The 24,471-nt window shown below is 54.9% G+C and carries 29 protein-coding genes; 22 read left to right on the top strand and 7 right to left on the bottom strand.

The window, feature by feature from the left end; translation table 11 throughout:
* The first annotated feature begins 717 nt into the window (after positions 1 to 717).
* From Q1A40_RS04395 to Q1A40_RS04345, 11 genes are all read left to right on the top strand, one after another.
* Complete coding sequence (locus Q1A40_RS04395; protein WP_299998217.1) at positions 718 to 1,344, top strand: hydrolase; 627 nt, start codon at positions 718 to 720, stop codon at positions 1,342 to 1,344.
* A 94-nt stretch (positions 1,345 to 1,438) separates the two neighbouring features.
* On the top strand, positions 1,439 to 1,735 hold the full coding sequence (locus Q1A40_RS04390) for a putative quinol monooxygenase (protein WP_299998216.1): 297 nt from the start codon (positions 1,439 to 1,441) through the stop codon (positions 1,733 to 1,735).
* A gap of 146 nt (positions 1,736 to 1,881) precedes the next feature.
* Positions 1,882 to 2,187 carry a GNAT family N-acetyltransferase gene (locus tag Q1A40_RS04385; protein WP_013741959.1) on the top strand — a complete coding sequence of 102 codons (306 nt, stop codon included), beginning with the start codon at positions 1,882 to 1,884 and terminating at the stop codon, positions 2,185 to 2,187.
* Entirely contained in the window at positions 2,171 to 2,593 is a 423-nt protein-coding gene (locus tag Q1A40_RS04380; protein ID WP_049790267.1) for a DoxX family protein, read from the top strand. The genes Q1A40_RS04385 and Q1A40_RS04380 overlap by 17 nt, the downstream gene beginning before the upstream one ends.
* Before the next feature lie 189 nt (positions 2,594 to 2,782).
* Entirely contained in the window at positions 2,783 to 4,369 is a 1,587-nt protein-coding gene (locus Q1A40_RS04375) for an MFS transporter (protein ID WP_299998215.1), read from the top strand.
* Between the two features lie 25 nt (positions 4,370 to 4,394).
* Positions 4,395 to 4,520, top strand: coding sequence for a hypothetical protein (locus Q1A40_RS04370; RefSeq protein ID WP_299998214.1), 126 nt, complete (start codon positions 4,395 to 4,397; stop codon positions 4,518 to 4,520).
* A gap of 1 nt (position 4,521) precedes the next feature.
* Entirely contained in the window at positions 4,522 to 5,412 is an 891-nt protein-coding gene (locus tag Q1A40_RS04365; RefSeq protein ID WP_299998213.1) for a pirin family protein, read from the top strand.
* A 53-nt stretch (positions 5,413 to 5,465) separates the two neighbouring features.
* Positions 5,466 to 6,206, top strand: coding sequence for an SDR family oxidoreductase (locus tag Q1A40_RS04360; RefSeq protein WP_299998212.1), 741 nt, complete (start codon positions 5,466 to 5,468; stop codon positions 6,204 to 6,206).
* Between the two features lie 83 nt (positions 6,207 to 6,289).
* On the top strand, positions 6,290 to 6,691 hold the full coding sequence (locus tag Q1A40_RS04355) for a Rid family hydrolase (protein WP_299998211.1): 402 nt from the start codon (positions 6,290 to 6,292) through the stop codon (positions 6,689 to 6,691).
* A 67-nt stretch (positions 6,692 to 6,758) separates the two neighbouring features.
* Positions 6,759 to 7,253, top strand: coding sequence for a hypothetical protein (locus tag Q1A40_RS04350; RefSeq protein WP_299998210.1), 495 nt, complete (start codon positions 6,759 to 6,761; stop codon positions 7,251 to 7,253).
* On the top strand, positions 7,250 to 8,401 hold the full coding sequence (locus Q1A40_RS04345; protein WP_299998209.1) for an MFS transporter: 1,152 nt from the start codon (positions 7,250 to 7,252) through the stop codon (positions 8,399 to 8,401). Before Q1A40_RS04350 ends, Q1A40_RS04345 begins: the two co-directional genes overlap by 4 nt.
* A gap of 115 nt (positions 8,402 to 8,516) precedes the next feature.
* On the opposite strand, the gene Q1A40_RS04340 is transcribed toward Q1A40_RS04345, so the two are convergent.
* On the bottom strand, positions 8,517 to 9,461 hold the full coding sequence (locus Q1A40_RS04340; protein WP_299998208.1) for a LysR family transcriptional regulator: 945 nt from the start codon (positions 9,459 to 9,461) through the stop codon (positions 8,517 to 8,519).
* 300 nt (positions 9,462 to 9,761) lie between these two features.
* Here Q1A40_RS04340 and Q1A40_RS04335 point away from each other — a divergent pair, with 300 nt between their 5' ends.
* From Q1A40_RS04335 to Q1A40_RS04315, 5 genes are all read left to right on the top strand, one after another.
* A complete protein-coding gene (locus Q1A40_RS04335) occupies positions 9,762 to 10,130 on the top strand; it encodes a DUF4148 domain-containing protein (protein ID WP_299998207.1) in 369 nt (122 codons plus the stop codon).
* Between the two features lie 32 nt (positions 10,131 to 10,162).
* The gene (locus Q1A40_RS04330) at positions 10,163 to 10,378 is read left to right on the top strand and encodes a hypothetical protein (protein WP_299998206.1); all 216 of its coding nucleotides are present in this window, start codon (positions 10,163 to 10,165) and stop codon (positions 10,376 to 10,378) included.
* 53 nt (positions 10,379 to 10,431) lie between these two features.
* Positions 10,432 to 10,821, top strand: coding sequence for a RidA family protein (locus Q1A40_RS04325; RefSeq protein ID WP_299998205.1), 390 nt, complete (start codon positions 10,432 to 10,434; stop codon positions 10,819 to 10,821).
* 124 nt (positions 10,822 to 10,945) lie between these two features.
* Complete coding sequence (locus Q1A40_RS04320) at positions 10,946 to 11,953, top strand: NADP-dependent oxidoreductase (RefSeq protein WP_299998204.1); 1,008 nt, start codon at positions 10,946 to 10,948, stop codon at positions 11,951 to 11,953.
* A gap of 130 nt (positions 11,954 to 12,083) precedes the next feature.
* Entirely contained in the window at positions 12,084 to 13,190 is a 1,107-nt protein-coding gene (locus Q1A40_RS04315) for an alkene reductase (protein WP_299998203.1), read from the top strand.
* Positions 13,191 to 13,259: 69 nt separating this feature from the next.
* Here Q1A40_RS04315 and Q1A40_RS04310 read toward each other — a convergent pair whose 3' ends face one another.
* The gene (locus Q1A40_RS04310; RefSeq protein ID WP_299998202.1) at positions 13,260 to 14,246 is read right to left on the bottom strand and encodes a LysR family transcriptional regulator; all 987 of its coding nucleotides are present in this window, start codon (positions 14,244 to 14,246) and stop codon (positions 13,260 to 13,262) included.
* Between the two features lie 31 nt (positions 14,247 to 14,277).
* Between Q1A40_RS04310 and Q1A40_RS04305 the strand changes: the two genes are divergently transcribed.
* Positions 14,278 to 14,892, top strand: a complete 615-nt coding sequence (locus tag Q1A40_RS04305) for a glutathione S-transferase family protein (RefSeq protein WP_299998201.1) — start codon at positions 14,278 to 14,280, stop codon at positions 14,890 to 14,892.
* A 52-nt stretch (positions 14,893 to 14,944) separates the two neighbouring features.
* A complete protein-coding gene (locus Q1A40_RS04300; RefSeq protein WP_299998200.1) occupies positions 14,945 to 15,355 on the top strand; it encodes a VOC family protein in 411 nt (136 codons plus the stop codon).
* 401 nt (positions 15,356 to 15,756) lie between these two features.
* Here Q1A40_RS04300 and Q1A40_RS04295 read toward each other — a convergent pair whose 3' ends face one another.
* On the bottom strand, positions 15,757 to 16,032 hold the full coding sequence (locus Q1A40_RS04295; RefSeq protein ID WP_299998199.1) for a hypothetical protein: 276 nt from the start codon (positions 16,030 to 16,032) through the stop codon (positions 15,757 to 15,759).
* Between the two features lie 162 nt (positions 16,033 to 16,194).
* Between Q1A40_RS04295 and Q1A40_RS04290 the strand changes: the two genes are divergently transcribed.
* From Q1A40_RS04290 to Q1A40_RS04275, 4 genes are all read left to right on the top strand, one after another.
* Positions 16,195 to 16,686, top strand: coding sequence for a RadC family protein (locus Q1A40_RS04290; protein ID WP_367275730.1), 492 nt, complete (start codon positions 16,195 to 16,197; stop codon positions 16,684 to 16,686).
* Positions 16,687 to 17,243: 557 nt separating this feature from the next.
* On the top strand, positions 17,244 to 18,044 hold the full coding sequence (locus tag Q1A40_RS04285; RefSeq protein ID WP_299998197.1) for a DUF3560 domain-containing protein: 801 nt from the start codon (positions 17,244 to 17,246) through the stop codon (positions 18,042 to 18,044).
* A 79-nt stretch (positions 18,045 to 18,123) separates the two neighbouring features.
* A complete protein-coding gene (gene ssb, locus Q1A40_RS04280; protein ID WP_299998196.1) occupies positions 18,124 to 18,606 on the top strand; it encodes a single-stranded DNA-binding protein in 483 nt (160 codons plus the stop codon).
* Between the two features lie 49 nt (positions 18,607 to 18,655).
* Positions 18,656 to 18,853, top strand: a complete 198-nt coding sequence (locus Q1A40_RS04275; protein WP_299998195.1) for a hypothetical protein — start codon at positions 18,656 to 18,658, stop codon at positions 18,851 to 18,853.
* A gap of 327 nt (positions 18,854 to 19,180) precedes the next feature.
* Here the strand turns inward: Q1A40_RS04275 and Q1A40_RS04270 are convergent, their stop codons facing one another.
* From Q1A40_RS04270 to Q1A40_RS04255, 4 genes are all read right to left on the bottom strand, one after another.
* A complete protein-coding gene (locus Q1A40_RS04270) occupies positions 19,181 to 20,455 on the bottom strand; it encodes an RES domain-containing protein (RefSeq protein ID WP_299998194.1) in 1,275 nt (424 codons plus the stop codon).
* Positions 20,456 to 20,779: 324 nt separating this feature from the next.
* The gene (locus Q1A40_RS04265) at positions 20,780 to 21,277 is read right to left on the bottom strand and encodes a hypothetical protein (protein ID WP_299998193.1); all 498 of its coding nucleotides are present in this window, start codon (positions 21,275 to 21,277) and stop codon (positions 20,780 to 20,782) included.
* Positions 21,274 to 22,623: a HEPN/Toprim-associated domain-containing protein gene (locus tag Q1A40_RS04260; protein WP_299998192.1), complete on the bottom strand. Its 1,350-nt coding sequence runs from the start codon at positions 22,621 to 22,623 to the stop codon at positions 21,274 to 21,276. The genes Q1A40_RS04265 and Q1A40_RS04260 overlap by 4 nt, the downstream gene beginning before the upstream one ends.
* Before the next feature lie 435 nt (positions 22,624 to 23,058).
* Positions 23,059 to 24,219 carry a DUF3800 domain-containing protein gene (locus tag Q1A40_RS04255; protein WP_299998191.1) on the bottom strand — a complete coding sequence of 387 codons (1,161 nt, stop codon included), beginning with the start codon at positions 24,217 to 24,219 and terminating at the stop codon, positions 23,059 to 23,061.
* Positions 24,220 to 24,471 lie beyond the last annotated feature (252 nt).

Here is a 24,471-nt window from a genome sequence, read left to right as displayed (position 1 = left end):
TCTGTCGATAGTGACTGCCTCCATTGCATCGGTATCAGATCGACCATGGTGGTATCACTATCTCGTAAACGGCCATCCATTTATTGGACGGACCTGCTTTTATGGAAGGTTCGTGCGGTTACCAGCAGCAGAGCTATACGCTATGTGCCACATGAGATGGCAGCTCGCGATTGATACGAGACGCAGTCGGCTTAGTTGGAAAATTTATGGTCTAGGAGAGACTGGACACATCCACCCGTAGCTGGCCCCGGGGGCGGCGCCAGGACACAGGACAGACTGGTTTCGGCATCGTCCATGTCGGCCAACAGGCGCAACCATCTACGCTCCCCCGCAACTCTGGCATTGTTTGGGTTCCACAAACAGTGTTGTGTGTGGTTGCCTGTTTATCAGCTAAACGCCCGTCATTAGAATGTTTCACCACCACACACACGGCCGGCATCGGCCCAATAATGAAGGAACGAGCGCAACGATACATTGACCGTATGAATCTTCCAGAAACGCAATCCTGTCCAATCAACGGATGATCGTTTACGAGATAGTGATACCGCCGTTATAGCAATAGCGTGATTAAGGCTACCAACGGTCGTGAATCGTTCGGGTACCCGCTCTCAAGCACCGCCATGATCGATCGGACATCGAAGCATTGGTGGCCGCCGCTATCGAAACACGAATAATCCATAGATGATTCAACATGACCAACCAAGAGCAGAGAATATTATGACAAGCGAAATGATCCGAAATCCCCAGACCGACCAACTATTGACGCCCGAGAATTCGGCGTTCATCATCATCGACTACCAGCCTATTCAGGTCTCGTCGATTCGCTCGATGCCGCGCGAAGAACTGGTGTTCAACATCGTTAGTACCGCAAAGGCAGCAGTGAATTACAACCTGCCGATCGTCCACTCAACCGTCAATATCGCGACGGGACTCAATAAACCGCCGATCGCAGAATTGCAAGACGTGCTCGGTCACCTGCCAACCTACGATCGCACCTCGATCAACAGCTGGGAGGACACAGCGTTCAAGGAGGCCGTCAAGGCGATGGGCCGTAGCAAGCTGATCATGACCGCGCTTTGGACCGAGGCGTGCTTGACCTTTCCTGCGCTCGACGCGATCCAGGAAGGCTATGAGGTCTATGTACCGGTCGATGCGGTCGGCGGCACCTCCTTGGCCGCACACGATGCGGCGCTGCGCCGCATGGAACAGGCGGGCGTGAAGCTTATCAGCAGGGTACAGATGTACTGCGAGCTTCAGCGCGACTGGTCACGCAAGGCGACCGTCCCAGGGTTCATGGGCGTTTTCGATAACTTCGACGGTTTCAACGTCGAAAAAACAGCCTAGAAATCGGGTAAGAGGTTAGCGAACGTCTGACCTTTGCTGGTGGTCGTTGTCGCACCTTCGACCACCCCCAAGCATCCTGTGAGGAGGAAAATGAATGAATGAACTATTCATTGCTGTCGGTTTGAAGGCCAAGGCAGACAAGGAGGACGAATTGCGTCGTGACCTGTCCGCGCTTGTCGAGCCGTCGCGCAAAGAGAGCGGCAATATTCGTTATGACCTGTTTGAAGATCAGAATGAGCCTGGACGCTTCGTCCTCGTAGAGGAGTGGGCATCCATCGAGACACAAACTAGGCATCATGAACATGGCCCGCACATCCAGCACTTTCACAAGAATGGCGACCGCAACGTCGAAAAGAGGGAGTTCGCGCATATTCTGAAGCGCGTCGTCTGACACCGTTTGACAGTGCTTAGAAGTCAGTAAAAAAGAGAGGTTTCCTATGTCCAATAAGGCCAGATCCTGCGTCTTAGTCTGTCAGGCGGTAGCGTGTGCCGATCGAAGCACCGTCACCTTACCCATTCACGTTTACGGAGGTTCAAATGACCGAGAAACCTGCGGTTCAGATTTCGTACGAGGATAAAGGCCATAAGGGCCGCTTTGTCGCTCGAATCAATGATGTTGCCGACGAGGGCGAGCTGACTATTTCCAAGGTGTCCGATGTGCTGATCATCGCCGATGGCACCTTTGTTCCCGATACGCTTCGCGGAATCGGCGCCGCATCGGCGCTCGTCCAAGCCCTGATTGCGGATGCTCGCGCCAAGGCGTACCGCATCGTGCCACTCTGTCCTTACGTCAAGGCGCAGTCACTGAAGCATCCGGAGTGGTCAGATGTCATTCAGAATTGAACCAGATGGGGTGCTCTCGATCGTGATGTTCTTCATCGCGCATTTGGGGCTCTGCGCAGCTTATATCCAGGGCGGATTGGTCAAACTGACCGATTTCCCTGGTGCCGTCGCCGAAATGGCCCACTTCCGTCTGTCTCCGCCTGTACTGTTCGCGGTCCTGGTGATAGTGCTGGAACTGGTTGCCTCTGCGATGGTGATGACGGGCTTTCTGCGTTGGCTGGGCGCGCTGACATTGGCCGGATTTACTTTTCTATCTACCCTGATCGCGCTACGGTTCTGGGAGCGGCCAGCAGGGGAAGCTAGGCACGCAGAGGCGAATGCCTTCTTCGAACATCTCGGTCTCACAGGGGGATTCCTGCTTGTCGCTTGGCTGGATCTCACTCGCAACTCGTCCGTTAGCCTGTGACAAAAGCAGCCTGAAGTCGCCATCCCCTACACCCGTCAAGGAGAGCCGCATGTTGCGGAAAAATTTAATCATCATCAACGCCCGGACATTCTGGGACGCCTTCGGCTGCGGATGCTGGGGCGTGTGGAGGGATATGACCATGTTTGCAAGATACCGATCAATTCCGTTTGCCGTCCGACAGGAGCCGAAATGACCACCATTGATATACCCGCTCCGGCGAAGGGCCCGCTTAGCTTCCCGGTCTTTCGGGCACTGTGGATCGCCACGATCATTTCCAATGTCGGCACCTGGATGCATGATGTTGGTGCGGGATGGCTGATGACCTCGCTGTCGCCGAACCCACTGCTGGTGGCTTTGGTCCAGGCCTCCATGACCCTGCCGATGTTCTTGCTAGCTCTGCCAGCGGGCGCGCTGGCCGACATTGTCGATCGCCGAAAGATGCTGCTGGGCGCGCAGATCCTAGGCCTTGCCGCTGCAGCGGCTCTGGCCTTCCTGACCCTTAAAGGACTGACCACCCCGTGGGTGCTGCTTGGCGCCACCTGTGTTCTCGGCGTGGCGGCGGCGCTCAGTGCGCCGGTGTTTCAGGCCATCGTCCCCGAACTGGTCGACAAGGCAGGCTTACCCGATGCGGTGGCGCTCAATAGTCTGGGCGTCAATATCTCGCGCGCCATCGGTCCGGCCCTTGGGGGGGTGATCGTGGCGATGGCCGGCATTCCGGCGGTCTTCGCGCTGAACGCCGTGTCGGTTTTGGCGGTACTGTTCGTGCTTGTCAGATGGAAGCGCGCCACGACCGTGCACAGCTTGCCGCCCGAACATTTCTTCGGCGCGCTTCGGGCCGGTTATCGTTATGCACGGCGTTCTCCAGCGATGCGGCTGGTATTGATCCGCACCCTTGGCTTCTTCCTGTTCAGCAGTGCGCTTTGGGCGATGCTGCCGTTGGTGGGACGCCGTGAACTGGGGCTGGATGCGGCGGGCTACGGCGGGCTTCTCGGCTGCATGGGCGCTGGTGCCATTGTCGGTGCATTGCTGCTGAAACAACTGCGTAAAAAGGTAGCGTCCAACACGATCTCGATCTGGGCGACACTACTGTTCGCAGCGGCGACCCTCGCACTGGCGCTGGCGCCCAATGCGTGGCTGGCCGGGGCAGTGATGTTTGGTGCCGGCCTCGCCTGGATCGGCATGCTGACCTCGCTTAACGTCGCGGCGCAGATGGCTTCGCCTGGCTGGGTCAAGGCGCGTGCGCTCGCCGTCTATCTGCTGGTGCTCCAAGGGGCCATGACCGGCGGCAGTATCCTGTGGGGAACTCTGGCCAGCAGCGCGGGCGTCTCGGGCGCCCTGATCATCGCGGCCATCGGCCTGACGCTGTCGATCCTGCTGGCGCTGCTTTGGCGGTTGCCGAACGACTCCACCACCGATCTGGCGCCCTCGAACCATTGGGCCGAGCCTGTCGTCGCTATTCCGCCTGCCAATGACCGCGGCCCGGTCTTGATCGAGGTCGAATATCTAATCGCCCCGGAACAACAGGCTGCGTTCATCGTTGCCTTGCACGATTTTCGCGTGACTCGTTATCGCGACGGTGCGATCCGCTGGGATGTCTGGGAGGACGTCGCAGAGCCCGGCCGGGTGGTCGAGGCATTCATTGTCGAAAGCTGGATCGAGCATCAGCGCCAGCATGCGAGGGTGACCCATAGCGATGCACTCGATCAGGAGCTGTTGAATGCGTTTCACATCGGCGATCAACCGCCCGTCGTACGCCACTTGTTGCGACCACTTTAATACTGTCAGAACGAAAGAGAGTGATATGAACTGGAACCCTACGCAAAACTCCGGTTGCCCGGCATCGGGCGAGCTTGAAGGCATTGCGCCGCTGAGTCTGGACACTGAGGTCGCACTGATGGTTCGGCCGGCAAGCAAGCAGGAGACATGACATGATTGAAATGATTATCGAGCAGCGGCGTCGCGACCTCGGCGGCAGCTTTGAAGTTGGTCGCGTGCTGCCGTTTGCAAAGCAGCGCATGGTTGGACCCTTCATCTTCTTCGATCATATAGGACCGCTGGATCTCGCGCCAGGCCTTGATCGGAGCGTTGACATCCGGCCGCATCCGCACATCGGTCTTGCAACGGTGACCTACTTGTTTGCTGGCGAGATAATGCATCGCGACAGTCTCGGCTACGAGCAGGTGATCCGGCCACAGGAAGTGAACTGGATGACCGCGGGCAGCGGCATCACGCATAGCGAACGGTTTGAGCGCGCACGGGTGCAGGGCGATCACCTGCACGGCATCCAGGCATGGGTGGCGCTGCCGACCGAGTTGGAAGAAATCTCCCCATCCTTCTCCCATCATTCCGGAGTTGATCTGCCGAAATGGAGCGACGCCGGCGTGAACGGACAGCTCATCGCCGGCAGCGCCTATGGCCTGACTGCTGGCACTGAAACGCATTCGCCACTGTTCTATGCCCATCTCGACATGGCGCTAGGAGCGACGGCTGAGATTCCGAGTGGATACAAGGAGCGCGCGCTTTACATCGCGACCGGTGCGGTGGAGGTCGATGGTACGCGTTACGAGGCCGGCAGGATGCTGGTGCTTAGTTCGGCCGCCTCAAGCGTGCGGGCCTTGGAAAGCTCTGCTGTGATGGTTCTTGGCGGCGAGCCCGTCGGTCAGCGATTCATTTACTGGAACTTCGTGTCCTCATCAAAGGACCGGCTCGTCCAGGCGGCATCCGACTGGAAGGAGGGAAGGATGAAGCTGCCGGATGCCGACGATGCAGAGTTCACCCCGCTGCCGGATGATCCGTTTCCGCCGTCACTCTCTAAGTAAACGAACCGCGTACGTATTTAAACTTAACTAAACCACTGTAGAAAGGAAAAGCAATGATCGATTTAAATGGAAAGCGAGCATTAGTAACTGGGGGTTCGCGGGGCATCGGCGCCGCGATTGCGCTGGCTCTGGCAGAGAACGGGGCCGACGTCGCATTCACTTATCAGTACTCAGCCGAGAAAGCTGAAGCGGTCGCGAAGTCAATCGAGAAAGCGGGGCGTCGCGCGGTTGCCATCCAAGCCGACAGCGCTGACCCGGAGGCTATTTCGCGCTCTGTGAGCGAAGCCGTCTCGACGCTCGGCGGACTCGATATCCTCGTCAACAGCGCAGCGATTGGTCACACCGGGATGATTGCGGACCTTGACGTGCACGCCTATCAGGCAGTGATGGACATCAATGTGCGAGCCCCAGTGCTATTTGCGAAGGCAGTTATCCCGCATCTCACGGGAGGGGGATGCATCATCACCATCGGTTCGGCCCTGGGAGAGCGGGTCCCGTTCCCGGGCATAACGACTTATGCGATGTCTAAGGCGGCACTTACCTCCTTCACTCGCGGTCTTTCGCGCGAACTCGGCCCGAGCGGCATCACCGTAAACCTTGTGCAACCCGGTGCGACCAATACCGATGCAAATCCGGCGGATGGCGAAGCTGCTGATTTCCAGCGAAGCCTGACGTCGTTGGGACGCTACGCCGAGCCACACGAAATCGCGAATGCCGTGGTCTTTCTTGCTAGTCCGGCCGCGAGCGTGATTACGGGCGCTACCTTGACCGTTGACGGGGGCGCTCTCGCCTAAGCGAACGCGATGTTCGCCTGAAGGCCAATCGCCTGCTCTAGGTTGCATTGAGCACGGCATATTTTTTATCTTCGAGAAACACAATGGAAAAACCTGAATTTATCGTCACCCCTGGGTTTGGTGAGACTTTCCGCCAAACCCTGCATTTCTCGACAGCTGTCAAGATCGGGAACCGGGTAGAGACATCCGGTCAGGGTGGCTGGAATGATGACCTGCAAATCCCCGAAGCGATCGAGGAGGAGATTGCGGCCGCCTTCCGTAATATCGAGCTCATTCTGACGAAGGCCGGGGCGAGTTGGAATCACGTTATTCACGTCAATACATACCATGTCGGCGGTTTTCCGCCGATCGTCAACGACACCATTGTCAAGCTGTACCGCCAGTACATGCCGAACCATGCACCGGTGTGGACGCAGTCGGGGGTTGAAGCATTGGGCCTGCCGACGATGCGTTTTGAGATTCGCGTCACGGCAATCATTCATTGAACACCTATACAACAGAGGCTGAATGGGATGCACTAGTTCAGTCGCGCTTATACAGAAGACTTGATATATGACTCAACTAATTTCAGAACCTATTCTACTGATGGGCGGTACTGGCGCTATCGGACGCCTAAGCGCCCGCGCGCTGCGCACCGTTTACCCCGATGTGACTTTGCTTATCGGTGGGCGCGATCTGGTCAAAAGCCGCCAAGTGGCTAGCGAAATCGGGCAGGCAGAAGGCGTAGTCATCGACCCGCGTGCCGATGATCTTGGTCTCGGTGATCGTCGGGTAGGGGCTGTCGCAGTCTTCTACGCTGACGAACGATTGGCTGGCCTGCGTTTTGCGCAAGGTCGTCGGGTGCCGCATCTCAGCATTTCTTCGGGAGTTTATGAAATCGCTCCCGAAGTTGCGACCTATATGCATTCGCCCAACGCTGCGGCGATCGTGCTGGGCTATGAGTGGCTGGTCGGTGCTACAACCGTCGCCTCGCTTGCGTGCGCCAAAGCTTTCTCAAAGATCGACAAGATCACGATCGGTGCTCTTGTTGAACGGCGATGGTTATGAGTCCAGGTCTGTACCTTGGCGCAACGGGCTTCGCCCTGATCGCTGTTTGCTACGGCTTTGCTCGCTTCGCCTTGGGGTTATTTCTGCCGCAGATTGACGCTGAGCTGTCCTTGTCTTCGACCCTAAGCGGGTTGATCTCGGGCGGGGCCTTTCTGGGCTACTGCATCGCTATTGTCTTATCGGCCTATTTGACAGAACGTATCGGTGCTCGTTTTGTTGCCATTGGTGCCGCCCTGGTCGCGGCGGTAGGTATGGCTGGTATCGCCATGGCGCCCTCTGCATCCTGGCTTGCAGGAGCGGTCATGCTAGCCGGATCAAGTACGGGGCTGGTTTCGCCACCCATGGCAGCTGCTGTGGCGGTAGCCGTTCGGCCGGACCGACAGAGCGCCACCAACACGGTCATTAATGCAGGGACAAGTGCGGGCGTGGTGTTTTCGGGGCCGGTGGCACTGATGATGGGAGATCAATGGCGCCTTGCTTTCGCCGGTTTTGCCGCCGTTGCTGTTGGCCTAGCATTAGTCGCAGCATTCAGCATACCGAGGGGCACCATAAGAGCCAGGAAAAGTGCCGACGGGGTGCCATCGCTTACCGGTGTGCTTTGGCGCCTGATTTTTGCGACTTTCCTGATGGGCTTTGCTAGCACTGCAATCTGGTCTTTTGGGGGGCAGCTCATCACGACTCGGCTCAACTGGAGCAGCACAGGCGCGGGGATTCTTTGGATCGCTATTGGGGCGGCGGGTATTGCGGGTGCAGGCGCAGGGACTCTCATTGCGCGGTTCGGAATTGATCGAGTACATCGGCTCTTTCTGACGGTAATGGCGGTGGGTATCCTTCTGGTCGGCATCGGCGGCACCACAGCCGCTCTGACACTCTGCGGTGGTGTTTTTTTTGGGGCAGCCTACATCATGCTCACCGGTGTCTATTTGGTCTGGGGCGTTTTGGCACTGCCTGATCGACCCGCCACGGGCCTGATGATCGGCTTTCTAACTATTGCTATCGGTCAGACTGCTGGCGCACCGATCTTTGGGCTGCTGATGGACTGGTTGACGGTCAATTACGCCGTGGCCATTTTTGCGTGTATTGCCTTAACGGCCGGATTGGCACGCGCTGAAAAGGCGAAGCTAAAACAACGTATAGCCTGCCCGTAAAGTAGGAAGGCGTTTATTCGCTTGATGCTTTTCATCGCTGGTGCTATGAACTTGTTGGGAATAATATGGACACACGAATGCCGAGACCATACTGTGGATATGCGCGACGCCAGCGCTAGGAGTCCGCACCGATGCCTAGTGGAGGTCGGGATACGACAGGCGCGTGCTGTGCCATCAACTCAACGAGCCAGTCGATGAACACACGCAGCTTCGCACTGATATGCCGGTTTTGAGGGAATGCGATGTACATCGGCATCGGGTCAAGCTGCCAATCCGAAAATAACGGAATCAATTCACCGCGCGCCACGTACGTCTGGGCCATGTAAGATGGCATCCAGAGAGCACCGATTCCCGCTATGCCTGCCGCTATATAGGCGTTGCCATCGTCGACCACCAGAGCGGGCCGACCCTGCACGTCAATGCTTTCGCCGTCACGACGCAAGGTGCACGGGAAGACGCGTCGGGTGCGCGACCATGCAAAGCCCACGATATGATGATGCGGCAACTCCAACTCGCTGGGGTGATCGGGGCGGCCCGCTTGCGCGAGATAACTTGGTGCGGCATACACGGCCAGCGGCAAATCCGCTGCATGTCGTGCCACCAGCGACAGGTTAGTAATCTCCCCCCCACGTACGACGCAATCGACGTTCTCGTCAATCAAGTCCACGACACGATCGCTGACACCAAGATACAGCTGAATGTCAGGGTACTTTGCGTGAAAGGTCGGCAATGCCGGCACTAGAATCATGCTGGCAAACGGACTGGGTACATCCACTCGTAGCCTGCCTCGAGGTGATGCCACGGCACAGGACAGACTGGTTTCGGCATCGTCCATATCGGCCAACAAGCGCAATACACGTTCGTAATAAGCCGCACCGTCAGGCGTTACGTTGACCTTGCGTGTCGTGCGATGCAGCAACTTGACGCGCAGACGCGCCTCCAGTTGCTGCACCAGTTGCGTGACGGTTGTTTTGCTCAGGTGCAGGGTATCCGCCGCCTTGGTGAAACTGCCGGTTTCTACGACCCGGGCGAAGGCCTGCATGGCATCGAAACGGTCCATTTGTACTCCCGCGATTCTGGCATTGTTTGGGTTTCGCAAACAGTGTTGCGTGTGTTTGCCAGTTTATCAGCCAAACCCCTCTCATTAGAATGTCTCACAACCATCCCAACCCCATATAGCCATCCAATAATTTGCGGCAGCGATTTGCCATAGTGGGGGGGCGTTTGTACTGTCTTCAGTGCTTCGCCAGGCGGCGACTCATTCCCGCAGCCAGCCCATTCTGCCGTTCGGCAGTGCACGACCTTGATCGCCTAATACTGCGACCTCCTTAAACCTTACCATTCTTTCTTGGAACCTATCATGAAAACTATTGCTTCTTTGCTGCTGATCTCTGCAACTATGGTCGGCCCCGCCGCTTTCGCACAAGATAACGAAACGCACACATTTACACGTGCCCAAGTTATAGCTGAGCTGCACGCCGCTCAAGCGGCTGGACAACTGAGTGTCGGCGAGTCTGACTATCCGCTTGCCATCCAGCACACCAGTTCGCTGACACGTGCCCAAGTTATAGCTGAACTGCAGACTGCTCAAGCGACTGGACAGCTGAGTGTCGGCGAGTCTGACTACCCACCCGTTCGCAACCAGACCAGCAGCGTGACTCGTGCTCAAGTCGTGGCCGAACTACAAGCTGCCAAGGCGGCGGGTCAACTGATAGAGCCTGGCGCCTGACTGATGCGTGTAGCGCGATTCAGCATCTTGAAGTGCAGACGCGCCTCCAGTCGCGTTACGGTTGTTCTGCTCAGGTGCAGGGTTTCCGTCGCGTTGGTGCAACTGTCAGTTTCCACGACCAAGGCAAAGGCCTGTATGTCATCGAAACGGTCTATTTGTGCTCCCGCGACTCTGGCATTGTTTGGGTTTCGCAAACAGTGTTGTGTGTGTTTGCCAGTTTATCAGCCAAACCCCTGTCATTAGAATGATTTATCACCATGCACCCGGTCGGAATCGACCCAATAAAGAAGGAATCAGCTCAATGACAACACGCAACGTTGTTTTCCCACCTGGACGCCAGGCCCTTTATGAAAGGCACCGCTACTCGCCTGCAATCAAGTCTAATGGTTTTGTGTTTGTCTCCGGCCAAGTTGGCAGCCTCGAAGACGGCTCGCCGCGACAAGGATTGAAAGAGCAGGTACGACAGGCTTTTGAAAACCTGAACGCCATTCTGGTGGCCGCCGGATGCAGTTTCGACGATGTGGTCGATGTCACGGTTTTTATGATCGACCCGCAATCGACGTTTGAGGAAATTTGGCAAGTGGTGCCCGAGTATTGGGGCGAAGCACCATATCCGACCTTGACCGCAGTGGGTGTCACGTGGCTGTCTGGATTTGATTTCGAAATCAAGATAATCGCTAAGCTGCCGTAGAAAGATCACAGCGATATTTCCTCCCTGCGCTGGGCACGGCTGCCGTCAACTTTGGTGATTGGCCAGCCGTCGCCGCGCTCTTGCCCCCCCACAATCATTACGACAAATTATCGAGGTATTCATCATGTCGACACGTCATGTCTGGCGTCTGGCACGCCGTCCAGCCGGTTTAATCGTTGCTGACGACTTTCGATTTGGCTCCGAGCCGATCCCTGAACTCAGCGAGGGGCAGTTTTTGCTTCGCGTCCGCTATCTGTCACTCGATCCGGCACAACGAGTTTTCATCGACGATCGGGAGCAGTTCCTACCACCCGTCGAGCTTGGTGCTCCGATGCGCGGCCTCGTGGTAGGGATCGTGGAAAAAAGCAACAAGGAAGGGGTGGTGGAAGGCACGGTTCTGAGTGGCGCTGGCGAATGGGCTGACTATATCGTCAGTGACGGCACCGGCCTTACGGAGCTTCCCAGCTTCCCGGGACTTAGTCTGGCGGCTACGTTCGGGACATTCAGTCTCGTAGGACCCACCGCTTACTTTGGTCTTCTCGACATCACTCGCCCCCAGCCAGGGGAAACCCTGGTTGTTTCGGCGGCAGCCGGTGGCGTGGGTCAGATCGTTGGCCAACTCGGCAAGCTCAAAGGCTGCCGGGTGATCGGCATTGCCGGGGGGCCGGAGAAATGTACATTCGTCACCGAGCAGCTGGGCTTTGATGCCTGCATCGACTACAAATCCGTGAACGTCGGCGAAGCGCTGGATCATCTGGCACCCGAAGGCGTGGATATTTATTTCGAACAAGTGGGCGGCCCAATTCGAAACGCCGTCATGGAACGCATGAAGATGTTCGGTCGCGTGTCTCTTTGCGGGATCATCTCCGAGTACAACGTCGCGGATACCGATACCCAGCCCAGCTTCTGGTGGACCATCATGATGCGACGCCTCACTATCCGTGGATTTATATTCGACGATTATCAGGCCCGTTTCCCAGAAGCGGTGGAAAACCTCGCCGGGTGGATGCAAAGCGGCCAGCTAACGACACGGCAAGATACACGACAGGGGCTTGAGAACGCTGTTTCATCACTGCAAGACCTCTATTCCGGGCGGAATTTCGGCAAATTGCTTCTCGAAGTGACTCCCTAACGTGTTTTTGCGGTTTCCTTCGACGGCTATGAACTCTCAGTCGTAACGCACGGCATTGGGGATTTCAAGACCTCGCAGCCGACGAAGGTACCGATGCTTATCTCCTCAACTCTTGAAGGTTCTCGTACTAATGAAAACTCTCTTTACAGGCTACCATCTGTCGGGGCTGCAGCTAAATAATCGTATAGTCATGGCGCCCATGACCCGATCGCGGGCTGCAGACACGGTTCCTAATGATGAAACGGCGTTGTATTACGCACAACGCGCGGGCGCTGGTCTGATCGTCACCGAAGGCGCTCAGGTGTCTCGCCAAGGTGTTGGCTATTTGTTTACTCCAGGTATCTACATGGAGGAGCAGGCAGGAGGCTGGAAAAAGGTGACGTGTGCTGTGCATGAGCAAGGCGGGAAGATTTTTAGCCAGCTTTGGCACGTCGGCCGTATCTCTCATGCTTCCTTGCATGAAAACGGCGTATCACCTGTCGGCCCTACGTCTAAGATGGCTGAGAATACGACGTCATTCGCTTATGATGAAAACGGTAACCCTGGCTCTGTGCAAGTCAGCCGACCGCGACCGCTATTGACCAGCGAGGTAAACAGTATTGTCCAGGACTTTGCTAATGCGGCGGCAAAAGCCATTGATGCTGGTTTTGATGGGGTTGAAGTTCACGGTGCCAATGGCTATTTGATTGAGCAATTCATCAATGCAGGTATCAACGACCGGGATGACCAATACGGAGGAGGCACGATTGGAGGGCGGCTGCGTTTGGCTCTGGAGGTTGTAGACGCCGTGGTTGCTCAGGTAGGTCCTGGGCGGGTGGGGCTGCGCATTTCGCCGTTCAATCGTACTTTCGACATGCCTGCTTTCGAAGGTGAGGAAGAGACGTGGATCGCGCTTGCGCATAAACTCTCCAAGCGGAGTCTGGCATATGTACATATCAGCAATCGCGATACGTTGACTGCAAACGAGGAGGGGAACGCATTTTTGAGGCGATTCAGAGAAGCGTATGCCGGGACTTTGATTTTGGCTGGTTTGTACACGAAGGAAGCGGCTCAGTGGGACGTCCGTGAAGGCCTCACGGATCTGGTCGCGTTCGGTCGCCCCTTCATTTCTAATCCTGACCTGGTCGAACGCCTGAAAAATGATTGGCCAATGACCATTCCCGATCCCAGCACCTTCTACGGCGGAGATCATGTGGGCTATACAGATTATCCGGTGTATGAAACTTCAGCGGTCTGATTGTATGGGTAGAGCCTGAAAACACATGCACGTTTTCGTAGTTTGAAACTCGTGCTCCAGGGAATGTAACTACACCGTCTGCAGCGATGACTCTCGCAAATGGCGTTTTGCGACTTCAATAAACGCACGAACGTTTGGGTGACTCTTTCGACCGCTTTGAAATAGCAGCGAAATGGGCAGCACCGGTGCGGCGTCATCGGCAAACAGGTGCTCAAGCCGTCCCGTTGCGACCTCACCGGCAATTTGATAAGACAGCGTCCGCACTACCCCTAGCCCCGAGACCGCAGCAGAAATGGCCGCGTCCATGTTGTTGACCGACAAACGCACCTGACGGCTGGGCCACTTGACACCGTTTAACCCCCAGCCGCGATGCGGTCCGTACTCGTCCTCCCCCCAGATCATATCGTGATCACGAAGATCGGCCAGAGACGTAGGCCTGCTACGCGCCGCTAAATAGGCCGGGCTTGCACTAAATATGCGGCGTACTTCGCCCAGCCGCAACATGTGGAGCGAACTGTCAGGCAGATCGGCAATTCGTATGGCGATGTCGACTCCTTCGTCGACCAAATTCACGACCCGATCCAGCAAGAGCAGCCTAACTTGAAGATCTGGATACTGCTGCGATAACTCGACTACAACCGGCATTATATGAAGCCGGCCGAACATGACTGGGGCCGTCACAGTCAGTATGCCGCGTGGTATTGAGCGACCGCCTCGGACAGTGGTGAAGGCTCCATCAATCTCAGCGATCCCTGCTCGGCATCGCGTCAGAAAATCGGCTCCCTCGTCGGTCAGCCGCACGCTACGCGTGGTTCGCATCAACAGCTGAACACCAAGGTCAGCCTCCAGTGCCGCAATCGCTCGTGACACAGTAGTGGGCGACATATTTAACTGCCGCCCCGCCTCAGCAAAGCTTGCGTGCTCGGCCACACTGATAAAGGTTTTAAGTGTTCGCAACTGATCCATTGTCGAGCCATCCCCGCATAGATTGCCATCCACAATGGCAATAATGAAGTGCAGAATTACTAGATTATCATCCTGCTTTGCAGCAGTCATACTGATGTTAACTCAACAAAGGATGATTGCTATGAAGCTCTACCATTACTCCCTGTCAGGTCACGCGCATCGCGCCGCTCTTTTTCTTTCAGTCGCGGGCATTGCCCACGAACTGATTGAGGTCGATTTGGCGGCTGGTAGCCACCGGCAGCCAGAATTTCTCGCACTTAACGCTTTCGGCGAAGTTCCAGTGCTCGATGATGATGGCACCATCATCGCGGATTCGCTCGCCATCCTCGTCTATGCAGCGAGAAAAGCTGGCCCGTCCCACTGGCTGCCAACTGATCCAGTCATTGAGGCGCATATACAACGGTGGCTTTCGGTCGCAGCAGGAAAGATCGCTTATGGCGCATGTGCTGCTCGGCTCATCACAGTATTTGGCGCAACCTTCAATGCTGATGAGGTGATTGGGCGCACACACGCAACATTCGTCATCATTGAGCAGACGCTGAAGGACCATCGCTGGATCGCTGGGACAGAAGAGCCCAGTATCGCCGATATTGCACTTTACAGTTATGTCGAACGGGCGCCTGAGGGAAATGTGGATCTATCCGGCTACCCCCACATTCGGGCCTGGCTGCGCCAGATCGAAGGTCTGCCTGGTTTCATCCCTTTTCAGCGAACGCGGGCCGGACTAGAGGCCTGAATTAGCCTTTTTCATCTTGATTCATAAATCTTATTCAAGCAGGAGAATAAACATGCGCTTTGACACACTACGTCTCGATCACATCGGCATCCGCGTAACTGACCTCGCTGCAGCGGAAGCCTTTTATGCCAAGCTAGGTTTTATCCGCGACCCCGACGAGTTTGCACCACAGGTCAAGGCTTGTGGCCTCGTGCACCCCACTGGTTTGAGAATTCACCTGATTTACAACGGCGAGCCGGCCAGTGAAGGCAATGTGCTCCTTGACGCGCCGATCAAACGGCCCGGCTACACGCACGCCGCCTTTATTGTCGACAGTATGAACGAACTGGTGGCGTGGCTGGGGCGTGAAAATATCAGGATCAGCGAAGGTCCAGTCATGATGGGCCACGGTCGCCGTAATGTCTGCTTCATCCGAGACCCCGATTTGAACGTATTGGAGTTCAACGAGATACTGATGAGCTAGAGCGATGGAATAAAGCAGGGCAGGCGATTCACCGACTTCATTGTTGCATCACTGTAAGCATGAGTAGTTGAGTTTGTTGAAGGTCAACTGAGAATTGTCATGCGCGGTGAATCTCCCTGTGACAGCCAGAAATCAGTCAATGCAATCGCAGTATTCGCAGCGATCCCTTGGCGCTTAAGCAGCGCAACAACCGCAGTTTGAATGCTACGAAAGGTGTCAGTTTCAACCGTCCATATGCTAATGCAGCAGCAAATTCGGGAGAGGCTGCACCGCACGAATGATTGTGACGCCTAAACATCTTTAGCAAAAACCCTTTCATCAAGCGGCTCAAGTGCGGGCCTGGAGGAGGTTGTCGTGAAAGAAGCGTTAGACCAAGCTCTTGTAATGCGTGTTGGCTGTCGCTAGCAATTAAAGCCACTTTTAATCAGATCGCCCATCGGGCGATAGGGGCGCTCGCCGCACGGGCCAGCATTCGCAATCAGTGCATATCGGGCCGTCGTTCCCATTGCCATGAGTGCGCCGCCCAAAACGCCGACTGTACCGCCATCCGTGTCTGCTGCCCTGGCTTTCGCGGCATAAACGGCTTGCTCCCCGCCAGACGGGTCCCCTCCATATATTCCACGGTCCTGTTCATCAGCCCCGGCCAGCAGTTCAGCACGGCAAGGCGACGAACTCACGGCAACGGCGGCAACCCCGCAGGAACCGTATTACTGCGAACGCCGAAAACCTACGACCAGGCTCGGAATCTTCGACTCCGGTCAGCAGGAAAACAAACTGGCTTTTGAGGGGATAGGACTATGGAACACGTTAACCACAATGCAGCCTTGGGCTATGACAACATGAACGCAGGGCAGACGCTTTACGTGCGCAGCACATCGGGCCGGTATCATGCCGCGACCGATTCGCACGTACTGGCCGCCGCACGGGTCGCTGCCGAAAGCCTGATTAGTGATCGGGCCGCAATGGGAAACCCGGACACCGTCAAACGGTATTTTCAGTCGAAACTGTCGGGGATGGGGCACGAAGTCGCCGCTGTGCTGTATCTGAACAGCCAGTTTAAGGTGATCCGTTACATGGAAATGAGCCATGGAACGCTGACGCAGGCCAGCGTATACCCGCGCGAAATCGTTAAAACCGCGCTACGCCTGGATGCTGCTGCAATCATCATGTCGCACAATCATCCTAGCGGCGTACCGGAAGCTAGCGAAGCCGATCTGGCTTTGACGCGACACCTAAAACATGCCTTGGCGCTGATTGATGTTCGCTTGTTGGATCACATCATTGTGACGGGGCAGGGCACCAACTCGTTAGCCGAAAGTGGCCAACTGTAAGACGGATCTGGGTGGGCTGTGGCCCGCCTGGGTTTCTATGCGCCGCACCGCGTGGCCGCAGATTGGACTTGTGCTAGCGCACAAGTGGTCATTCGCTTTCTTCCTTTTCAACATAAGCCCCGCCCTGGTGTGCCAGGACGGGCAAATGGCGGCTTGCCTGAACAAGCCGATGACAAGGCCGTAATCCATTTAAGTTAGATCACCATTTTGGTGATGAAGGCGCTCGCCGCGCGGGCTGTTGCCGGGTTGTGCACTTTGGCACCGCAAGCCTGGTCCCGAGGGTTCCATCGCCCCAAAACGCCGACTGTATCACTCCGTTCCGGCACTTCAAGAGGTGTTCATAAAAGCCGCGATGCGACTTTTACAAAGCTTCCCCTTTCCGCTAGTCACTGCATGACCCAGCACGGCAAGGGCGATGGAACTCACAGGACTGGCGGCAAAGCGCGATAGGCCCAGCGCACAACCCGGCAACGAAAACCTACAAACGGGCTCAAAAATCTTCAGGCCCGGTCAGCAACCACCACCGCGCCACCGCGCATTTTTGAAGGAAAAGCGACATGAACCACTACGAAGAAAAGCAGGCGGAACGCAAGGCCAAGCTGGAGGCCAGGGCGGTACAGGCCAAGGCGCAGGCCGAAACAATATACGACCAGGCCCACAGGATGGGTGAGGCGATTCCCTTTGGTCAGCCGATTTTGATTGGCCACCATAGTGAAGGGCGTGATCGCAACTACCGACAGCGGATACATAACACGTTCGGCAAAGCCTTTGATCTGCAAAAAAAGGCCGACAACTATGCACAGAAGGCGGTGGCAGTGGGTGAGGGCGGCATATCGAGCGATGACCCGGACGCGATAGAAAAGCTTACACACCAAGTAGAGCAACTAACCGCGAACCAGGATCGTATGAAAAGAATTAACCAGGTGATCCGTAAATACAAGGACAACCCGGAGGGCCAGCGTAGCGCTTTGCTTGAGCTTGGATTGTCTGGTGATGGTGCACAGCAACTAGTCACCCCCGACTATGCCGGGCGTCTTGGGTTCCCATCTTATGCCTTGACCAACAACAACGCGAACATTCGTCGTATCCAGCAGCGGATTAAGCAATTACAGGCTAACCAGGAGCGCGAGCCGGTCAGTGTTCAGGGTGCAGGGTATGTGTATGTCGAAGACGTGGACGAAAACCGCGCCATGTTCATTTTCGAAGGAAAGCCCGGGAAAGCGACCCGCGACACGCTTAAGCGCCACGGGTTTCGCTGGAGCCCGACCCGTGGCGCTTGGGTACGCCAGTTGACTAGCGCCGCCGTTTGGCAGGCTAAAGCGGTCATGCAGATTCTGGATGAATCGACCGATAACTAAACCGAAGCCCAGGCCGCAGTAACTGGCCTGGGGAACTCAGTCGGCGGCATCCCGCCGAATCACTACCAGGAGAAGCAAAATGGCATCAGTAAATAAAGTCATCATTGTCGGCAATCTAGGCCGAGATCCCGAAATACGCTATAGCGCCGATGGCGCGGCAATCTGCACTATTTCCGTCGCGACATCCACAAGCTGGAAAGACAAGGCAACAGGCGAAAAGCGCGAAGAAGCCGAATGGCACCGGGTCGTGCTCTATAACCGCCTGGCAGAGATTGCAGGCGAGTACTTACGCCAGGGCACTGCGATCTACGTCGAGGGGCGACTAAAAACCCGAAAATGGCAGGATAAGGAAACCGGGACCGACCGCTACAGCACCGAAATCGTGGCTGAGCAGATGCAGATGCTTGGAGGTCGCAGCACAGAAAGCGAATCGTCTCAGGCCAAGGCCAAGCAGCATAAGGCCGCAGTAGCAGCCCCGGCGCCCACCGCAGGCGGTGCAGTGATGGCTGATGATATTCCGTTCAATCGAGCGGGTGCCGGGTGTGCCTGGGCTTGCATTTAATCACTCATGCCCCGGTTCGCCGGGGCGGAAAATATCTTGGGAGAAAGAAATGCAAGCTGGACAACGGACCGAAACGTGGATCGAATGGGAAAATTCCGTATATGACACGCTATGCGGCCTGGGCGAAATGACGCGTTCAGATGCTCAGGCCATGATCGAGGCTCAGGAAATGCAAGGGCGCGACGTGTTGGCGTCGGCCTGGGGCGATGGGGTGACGGCGGAGCAGGTAGCACGATTATTATTGTAGATGTTGCTGAGCTTGGTGAGATGTGTAAGATTGAGTCATGTTCGTGACAGAGGGAGAAGGTATGTGTAACAACCTCCAGCGTCAACTTCGGTAGACAGTTTGACACGGACCCTTTTCTGATATTCGACGGGCAACTCAAGGACTGGAGGAAGTCCATCACCAATGGCGCCATGCGACCCGGTCCAGCCTTCCCAGGATGCAAATAGGACGCTAGAAAACGGCCGTAGTATTTGTGCTTAGATAGCCGCGGAAGTGTAGTCTGCGATTTTTGAGGTCGGACCAAAAAGTAAGTAGCCTTGGTTTGGGTATTGAGGATATAGATCTGGTTCATCCGAAAGGTAGCCCTAGTTGCTTACGAACCAGATCACTCATGAACAGGTCACCGATGTGGTTGTACTCATCAGCTTTTGTTTCAATGGCCTTGACCCTATGAAAGCGGAGAGAGCTTGCAATGAATGCTAATTTCTCAACTTCTTTGAACGGATCAGGGGGGGCGAAAGTGTCAGGCCCCATAGCTTGCTCATACTCATCAGGAGGAAGGAACTTCTTCGAGCTGATGCCGCAGGCTTCAGGGAAAAGAACTACGTTTGTTCCGGCTTCCCCAGTCTGTACCGAAGGAAAGGCTAGGCCATCTACCTGTCTACCAAACTGCATCCGAAGGTACTCAAAGACAACCTGTGTTGATAAGTAGCTCAACTCGTCGTTACGCCCCTTAGGCTTGGAAATCTTCTTCACCAGCGACTTGAGGAAAGTTTTCAGGTGCAGACTGTCGCGGAAGCTATCGTCAAATAGGGTGAGCTTCGGCGGCTCGATCAGCTCCAGTTTGGTTAAGTCCAAGAGCTTTATCTGATCGGTCGGTGTGATGGCACCACTAACTACGTAGTCCCCCGTGATGGAGCGAATCTCACTCAAGCACGTCTCCCTCTCCAACGCGCAGTAGAGCGCAGAAATGCCGTGCGGGGTCATGCGCTGGCTACTAGACTTGTCCTTCGGTGCAAGGCCGAGCTCGGTGTGTGGGCTGTCTTCAATCTTTTTCGCAGCCTGATAGTCAGCCACTGTCCTTGCCCGGTACAACTCTTGGCTCTTAGTGATGGTGCGAACCACTTCAGGCTTCAATTCGCCGCTGTCAACTGATAGCATACTGAACACAGCATCTAGGAAGCCTTTCGCACTCGGATTGAAGAAGCGATGAGTGTGTCGAATGGCATCAGTGAACTGGTGCCACTTTTCTTCGTAGATATTCTGCTCAAGGTCGCTATCGTCAGAGAAAAAGTGACGCTCCTGGCCTTGTTCGTTCTTCAGATAAGATTCAGAAACATGGGCCATGAGATCATCGAAGTATGGCTCGTTAGCAAGATCAAACCACTCGGACAATACGATGTCAATGCCTGCAACCGCAACAAGATCCGCCCCACAGTCGTAGATCAGACCCAACTCGTAATATGTTAAATCCTCTTCAGTGGCAACATTTTTGTCGACCAACTCAAGGATGTGATCAAACAGCGCCTCCACTTTGATCGTATTGCCTTCCTTCTTGCAATACTGGCAATAGTTCAGCAGCTTTTCGCTATCAATCAATCTTTTCAGTTGTTCTGGCTTCACGCACCTTGAGCAAATCATCTTTTCTCCATGTGAACGGACAGTGTAGGAGCACAAGGCTTCAGTCGTCTTTGTTTATGGCTGGACTCACACTCAGAAATTAAGTCGTAGTCTTGGGCTGTCCGCAGTCCCTGGGGCACCGAAAAGCAGACGTTGGAGAAATCCCGCTCTTGGCCGATTGTAGCCAAAGCCAGAAGGGCCGAACCCGACTCAAAGCGGTTGATAGCACAGAGTGACAACGAACTGCGCGCCATGTTTACAGTCGCAGACTATCGATCATCAGGCAGCTAGTTTTGAAGCGATGGCCAGTCGGTGATCGGTTGTCTCTCAGTCACCCAGATCGGGACGTACGATTTTTCGAATGTCGTAAAGCTTGTCGCTTACGTCGTGAAGCCGCGAAATGAAGCTGTCCAAGAATTCGTTGGTGACCTCAAAATATTTGTCCTTTACGTCTAATCGACGATGAAGGATCTGGGCCTTGACGGTGTTTGTGATTGGGTAGGCATGGACAATGTCGGAACGTTTCGAATTCAGCTCTTCGAACAAATCTGCTGCAGCTTGGCCGATCGGGCCGACGGAGGGGGTGTCGGCCTTGATGGTCTTTACCGATTTGCGGAACGCGTTAAGTATTTCACCACCCGTCTTAGCCTGTAGCTCGGTTCTATTGACTGTGGGATCTAGATGGCTGATGATTTCTGCCACGAAGCTGCTGAGCGAGGCGAAGGAATAAAGCGCGACTCCCAGTCGAAAGAGATAACCATCGTCGCTTGGCAGCGCTATGCGAGTGAGACCGCGAATTGCTTTGATATTGTCTTCTGCATTCATTTAGTGGCTATCATTGAGGGGGATTCTGTGAATTGTAGGTTGTCCAGAAAGCTAACCCGAGCGTGGTGATGCATTTGCGCCGCCATTTCGCTGCACTGCGTGAACAGCGCGGCCAGAACAACATTTAGTTTTCTAGCATCATACGCTCCCGACGCGATAGCCTCAGGGCTGGTGTTATAGAACGCTTTGGCGTAGCTCTCCTTAAAATCGAGCGCGCCCTGATAGATGCCCATCGACTCCTTGTAGTTGGTCCAGGTCACCTGCGGCGGCGGACGATCCTTTAAGCGCAAGTCTAGATAGCACTCGATGGCCGCAGCAGAACCGTTGATGTTGGAACATGCGACGCCACCCGGCCCTCGTGCTGGAAAACTGCGCAGTTCCTCTAGATCTGGCAGCACCATTGCTCGCATGTTCACTGGAAAGGTGAATCGCTGCAGGCTGCGAAATGTGTCGACTCCTTCAGCATCGTTGTCGAAGACAAAAACGACGTGGTTGTGGACGTCGATCTTGATCAACCCCTCGGCAAACTTGGACAAATTGCCCGTGCCGGAGAACGGGTGCCTGTCTTCGACGTCGATGAACCGAAAGAAGTCCTCGATATCTGGCCGAAGAAGCGCGAAGCTGCGCTTTAGAATATGGGTGTCGGATGTGCCCTCGGTTGCGATTAGGTAGGTCTGCGTGCGACGAGCGCCCGCGACGAAGTCCTCGTTTTCAGCCCACCCAGCATGGACGAAGTTGCCGTAGTCCCAAACGACTTCGAGGTCCAAATTGGCCGGATTCTCGGCAAGTATCCGGAGGATCGAGTAGGGGGCCAGAAAGTCGATTAGGTTGCCGAAGTGACTGCGTTCGGAATACCCGCCCATATCGCGAAAAGGATCACCTTCGGGCAGCAAAGTGACTGCCGGCTCGCCGGAGAATCGACCTCGCCCCTCGGTGAACTCGACCTCATAGCCATCGTTGTACTCATCCTTGAGGTCGCGCACGGGATGCGCACGGATGAAGGCTACGAACTGCTCGAAAGTCAGACGGGCGTGCCGGGTAGGCTCTTCAGCATATCGGTCGCTGTCAAGCGCAGATTGCCTCTCGTAGTCGGCCTTGACCGCACTCAATGTGTACCCGAGCAGTTCGAGCCGTGGAATCATCGAGCCGAGTACGCGGCAAAAGCATATCTCGCTTTGCGCCACATCTTCTTCTGGATACTCCTCGAAGTGACCGTAGTCGATAGAAGAGCTCTTGCGGCGTAGACGATCTCGCTCCTGGAAAAGCATGCCGTGGTCAATGCCCATGTGTCCAGTGTTGTATGTGAGCGTGATGTCGCCTACGGTCAGTGTTATCGGTGTGCTCATTAGGTACTTGAAACTCGGTTGGTGTCGGCCTTATTGCTTGTCAATCCGTATACGGTGCAGGTGCCATGTGGCAGTCAGTCGATCGGTCCCATTTGGGCTAGCAACGACCTCAACGTGCAGACTATCGAAGACTGCGGCTTGTCGATAGTTGGCCACGGACCTTTTTGTGGCGACAGATCAGACCTTAATGTTGGATGCTGGGCAGCGAATGAAGTAACTCGAAGGCCGCCTGAACAGAGTCTGTAATGGACACTCACGTGTTCACAGCGAAAGTCCGCATTTGGGCCGATTGTAGCCAAAGCCGAAGAGGCCGAACTCGACCCATAGGCGACTTTCGACCCATTGCGGACAATCGCGCACGGAGAAGGTGTGCAAATCAACGTCGAAGTTGAACGGTGGCCAGGCACGCCTAAAGCCCTGACTGTCATGGCAATGTCAAGTTAGATGATTGGGCAAACGACGGTCATGCAAGAAGTAGTCATTCTTGTAGTCACTGTCCATTGGTGAAATTCGGAGCATGAACCCATTGCTTTGAGTATCAGAGATGGCTATGAGTTTGCTGAGCAATGTGAGAGTCTGACGTTGGCCTGGGTTAAGATTTTGCTTAATCTCAGTCAGTTCCTCAACAGAATGTTCCTCCAAGAAGTTGAAGTGACTACCCAGCAAGCCACAGATGCCATCCGACAATTGAATCTCTATGCAATCTTGCGAGTCTACGAAGGAGTACTCTACGAGCCTTCCCTTGTATTCAATCTGTGTGTTACTCAGAGCCTTCTGAACCTCGGTTTCGTTGTCGAAGGTATGGAAACTTGTTGGATAGATGTACAAGGGTCGTAGAAATAGAAACTTGAAGCTATCAATGAGCACGTCATCTTCGTTGTCCACAATAAAAGGTAAATCTGGAAGGTTTGCCGCTTTGCGGACCATGTATATAACCAGTTCGCTAATGTCAGATTGTGGCTTCTTGGCAACCGACTCTAGAAGATCAGAAAATTCCATCATGAACATTGAGCTTATATTCCGCCGAACGTTTGGGAACCGATATTTTTTCAGAAGCTGCGCCAACCGATCTAAATCCGTGTTGGCAAGGTTGAATAACTCGCCCTTAATTTGCATGACATAACGCATATATTGGCGCAGCTCGGGCTCGTCCCACATCGAATCCACAATATCCACCAGTGACCAATAGAGGATATTGAAATTGGTGTAGTGGATGAACACCGCATTGGCAATCAGCCACTCCAAAAGCGTCCTTATTTTCTTGGAGTTCAGCACGCCGAGATAGCTACCCGTGGCAAGCTGATTGAACTTGATTTCCTCAGCCGACTTTTGGATGTGCAATGACTTTACGAGTTCATCAAGCCCGGTTAACGGCTGGGATTTTTTGTGAACAATTCCACCCAAGACAAAGTTCTTGGGCTGCTCATTGAAACCATCATCCCTAATCCAGAACTTGCGAATGTTGTTGGTTTCGTCATAGAAGAAAGCATATTCTTCGTCTAGCCCGTAGAGGGGCTGATCTGCAAAGATGTTTAAGAGCATGCCTGCTCTAAGTTCCTCCGCATTGATGATGGAACTTGGCTGCTCTTCATTCATTACAAACCTTTGGAAATCTTATGGGCATAATCTACAGGTAATACCTAGAAGGCATAAATCCAGATTCTCGCAGTTTAACTGGCAAGAGCCGATAGGGGGGAAGCCTCCGGATTGAAGACTTCGTTACTCATGAGCGGGGATCGTGGTCGTGAGTGATGACGAACGTCTCTTGTTGGCCGAATGCCGCAGCTGCAAATTCGACTCTAACGCATCTGACATGCTCTGTCCGATTAACCAGGCAGAAAGCGACCC

The sequence above is a fragment of the uncultured Cedecea sp. genome, assembly GCF_947498825.1.
Lineage (GTDB): Bacteria > Pseudomonadota > Gammaproteobacteria > Enterobacterales > Enterobacteriaceae > JGM124.
This window is presented reverse-complemented; position numbering and strand designations above follow the sequence as displayed.